A 3,416-nucleotide genomic window follows, 5' to 3' on the forward strand; every position below is an offset into this window, starting at 1 on the left:
TCCCCCGCCATGACCAGGGGGACGGCCAGGGCTGCACGCAGACCGTGCGAGGCCGCCAGCGCGGGCATCGACATCGCTGCGATCGCCGCCCCGAGGGGTTGAGACATCTGCCGGACGCCCATCGCCATTCCCCGTCGTCGCGCGGGGAACCACCCCACCACGAGCCGACCACTCGCCGAGGCAGCGGAGGCCGAGGCCGCGCCCGCGAGCAGGAAGCACGCCGAGAGCAGGGCCAGGGACGGGGTGATGAGCGCGCCTGCGAGGGCGGCGGTGGTGAGGACGGATCCGCTCACGAGCACGAGCCGCTCGCCGGTCCGGTCGACGAGCCACCCCCACGCCACGAGAGTCAGCGCGGTCCCCACCGAGGGCAGCGCCACCAGCGCGCCCGCCGCGGGGAGCGACAGGCCGACCTCCGTGTGCAGGAAGGGCAGGAGGAACGCCACACCCGCCACGAACACCGAGGCGGAGGACGCGGCGAGCGTGCCGACCCCGAGAATGGCCCACTGACGGGGTGCCACACTATTGTCGTCAGCGGGTCCGGGCCTCACCAGGCCGACAGTACGCCCAGTCCTACTATATGACTAACCAATCTCACTTGTCGGGATCAGCGCGGCCGGTGAGTGCCACGTGCTGCTGCGCGAGCAGACGCAACGCGGTGAGGACGGGCTCGACGAGCACGGTCCCGAGCACCACCTGTCGCACCGCCGCCGCCGGCTCGGACGGGACCGAGGCGACATCGATGCGGGCGATCCGCTCGGCGGCGTCGGCATAGGCGTCCAGACGACCCTCGTCCAACCCGATTCCTGCGTCGTCACACGCACGCCACGCCTGGGCGAGTCGATCGACGATGACGTCGCCGAGATCGACCTGCCACTCCCGGGCGGCGATCCACGCGCGCGTGCGTTCGTCACCGCGGGGCGTGTCCTCCTCCCCAGCCGCGGGCTCGTGCGCCCGTTCTCCCGACAGCGCGTGTTGGGCGGTGGCCATCACGTCCAACCGTCCGACGTCGGGGGTCTCTATGGCCTCCAGCACCCGACCCACCGCCGCCAGATCCAAGCCTCCCACCTCGGACAGCGCCACGACCAGACGGACCCGTTCGACATGGCCGGCGTCGTAGTCGGCCTGGGTGCGGGTCACCGATCGTCCGGGGTGGAGCAACCCTCGACGCAGATAGAACTTGAGTGTCGTCACGGTCGTTCCCGTGACGTCGGCGAGTTCCGAGATTCTCACTCCGCCCCTCTCGACAGCGACGCTCCTTTACTGGATAGTAGCAGTATCCACCACCGGATACTCGAAGTATCCAATTGCCCTCGGCACCGCGCCGTGGCAGCGTCCAGAGGAGTTGACATGGTCACGCGATCATCCAGCCACACGACCCGGGAGCGGCCTCTTCCCGTGACCCACGCCCGGGATGGCGGCCTCGTCGTCTTCCACATCGGCATGACCATCCACCGCCCCCTCCGTCCCGACCTGTGGCTCCCGGTGTTCCGGGCGATGCCCAGGATGCTCGCCGAACTGGAACGCATCCGCATGGCGGCCGACAGGGGAGAGGCCGAGGACGTGGGGTTCCTCGGGGCTCAGACCCTGCTCGGCGCCAACGGCCCCTGGGTTGTCCAGTACTGGAACTCCGTCGGTCAGCTCTATTGGTACGCCCGGGACGCCGAGAAAGCACACATGCCCGCGTGGCGCGACTTCAACGCCAGGGCGCGGAGAAACCCGGGGGCCGTGGGGATCTGGCACGAGACCTACGTCGTGGACGAGGGGGGCATCGAGACCTTCTACGGGGATGGCGCTCGGGCGGGGCTCGCCGCCGCGACGGGGACCCTCCCCCTCGGTCGGCGTGGCGCCACCGCGCGCGAGCGGCTGAACGGGAGGACAACCCCGACGTCCGAGGACTGACCGATCAGTTCACGTCCCCGTCGCTGACATAGGTGGCGTAGAGGGGGAGAGGCATCTCCTGGCGGCGGAGCACGGTGCCCCAGACGTCCACGTGCGACGGCCCGAGCAGATCGCTGGGGAGGCTGGGCGCGACGTACCAGTCGCCGCGGTCCAGTTCCCCCTGCAGTTGGCCGGGCGCCCAGCCGGTATAGCCGACGAACACGCGCATCCCCTCGACGTTGTCCCGCAGCTGGTCGGGATCGCTGTCGAGATCCACCACGTGGACCCGTCCTTCGATCTGCTGCAGACCCGAGTAGGTCTCGCCGTCGACCCCCGACGCGAGCACCACCAGCGCGATGCCGGTGTCCGGCTTGACCGGGCCCCCGATGTGGAACACCGCCGGTGGAGCACACATCTCCGCCCAGGCCGGCAGGATCGTCTCGACCGGTGTCTCGCTCCGTCGGGTGATCACCACCCCCAGAGAGCCGGAATGGTCGTGTTCTATCACGTAGATGATCGCCCGCCGGAAGTTGGGGTCCGGCATGTCGGGCGCCGCGATGAGCAGCGAACCGGCGACGGGATCCCGCTTGTCCATCGCGTCGTAGAGGCGGTCACCGAAGAGGCCCCCGCCGCTCAGATCGTCCGGTCCCGTGTCCATGCGACCATGATGCCCGCGCCACCGCCCGACCACATCCCCGTCCCCTCGATCAGGTCTCGCTACGGTGGCTCCCGTGACCTCTCCGACCGCAGGACCGGCCGACACGAGGCGCGGTCGCCTGGCCGCCGCGTTGCGGGAGTCCGACGGGCTCGGCCGCCTGTCCACCGCCCGCCTGGCCGCCCTGCTCAGTGAGGGGATCCACCAGGCCGCGCTCGGCGGGATCGTGCTCTTCAGCCCCGAGTCCGCCACGACCCCGGCCGCGATCGCAGGCGGGTTCGCCGTGATGCTGCTGCCGTACTCGATCGTCGGCCCGTTCGCCGCCGCCGCCCTCGACCGCTGGGACAGACGGGTCGTGGTGGCGGTGGCCGCGCTGATCAGGACGGTCGCGATCATCGCCACGATCGCGCTGATCGCCGTCGGCGCCGTGCATTCGGGTGCAGGGCTCGCCGCGCTGTTCGGTCTGTCTCTGGTGGCGATCGGACTCGGCCGGCTCATCAACACCGGGATGACCGCGTCGATGCCCCGCGTGGTGCCGGAGCGGATCCTCGCGGCCACGAACTCGATTCTCGTCACAGTCGGATCGGTGGTGACAGCGGTCGGTGCGGTCGCGGCGTTCGCGGTCCTCGCGGTGCTCGGCGCAGGCGACGCGGCCGTTTCCTGGACGCTCGTGCCTGCCGTGGTCAGCGCCGTCCTGGGAGCGTGGGCCATTGTGGCGCTGCCCCCGCGACACCTCGGACCCGACGACGAGGAGATCACCACGGATTCCGGTGACGGCGTGGCCCGGGATGCGCTGGGGCTGTTCGCCGGGGGTCTGGCCGAGGGCGTGCGCGCCGCCCGCTCCACCACCCTGGTCTGGGTCGCGCTGGCCGGCGTGACGCTC

General features: G+C 70.7%; 4 protein-coding genes and 1 pseudogene. 2 read left to right on the forward strand and 3 right to left on the reverse strand.

Annotation, left to right across the window (positions count from 1 at the left end):
* Both G6019_RS06375 and G6019_RS06380 read right to left on the reverse strand, forming a co-directional pair.
* Window positions 1–518 (reverse strand): MFS transporter (locus G6019_RS06375; RefSeq protein WP_182613329.1); only part of this gene is annotated, 518 nt, incomplete at its 3' end.
* Between the two features lie 73 nt (window positions 519–591).
* Window positions 592–1,230, reverse strand: coding sequence for a MerR family transcriptional regulator (locus G6019_RS06380; RefSeq protein ID WP_107757866.1), 639 nt, complete (start codon window positions 1,228–1,230; stop codon window positions 592–594).
* 117 nt (window positions 1,231–1,347) lie between these two features.
* Between G6019_RS06380 and G6019_RS06385 the strand changes: the two genes are divergently transcribed.
* The gene (locus G6019_RS06385; RefSeq protein WP_182613328.1) at window positions 1,348–1,899 is read left to right on the forward strand and encodes a DUF4188 domain-containing protein; all 552 of its coding nucleotides are present in this window, start codon (window positions 1,348–1,350) and stop codon (window positions 1,897–1,899) included.
* Between the two features lie 4 nt (window positions 1,900–1,903).
* On the opposite strand, the gene G6019_RS06390 is transcribed toward G6019_RS06385, so the two are convergent.
* Complete coding sequence (locus G6019_RS06390; RefSeq protein ID WP_107757868.1) at window positions 1,904–2,536, reverse strand: YqgE/AlgH family protein; 633 nt, start codon at window positions 2,534–2,536, stop codon at window positions 1,904–1,906.
* A gap of 73 nt (window positions 2,537–2,609) precedes the next feature.
* On the opposite strand from G6019_RS06390, the pseudogene G6019_RS06395 reads away from it, so the two are divergent.
* Window positions 2,610–3,416: pseudogene (locus tag G6019_RS06395) on the forward strand (MFS transporter); the annotation flags it as partial.

Origin of the sequence: Dietzia sp. DQ12-76 (genome assembly GCF_014145045.1) — a bacterium.
Lineage (GTDB): Bacteria > Actinomycetota > Actinomycetes > Mycobacteriales > Mycobacteriaceae > Dietzia.

What these genes read in the sequence shown, in the direction of transcription:
- G6019_RS06385 (WP_182613328.1), top strand. Translation starts at nt 1,348, where the DNA reads ATGGTCACGCGATCATCCAGCCACACGACCCGGGAGCGGCCTCTTCCC.
- G6019_RS06390 (WP_107757868.1), bottom strand. Translation starts at nt 2,536, where the DNA reads ATGGACACGGGACCGGACGATCTGAGCGGCGGGGGCCTCTTCGGTGAC.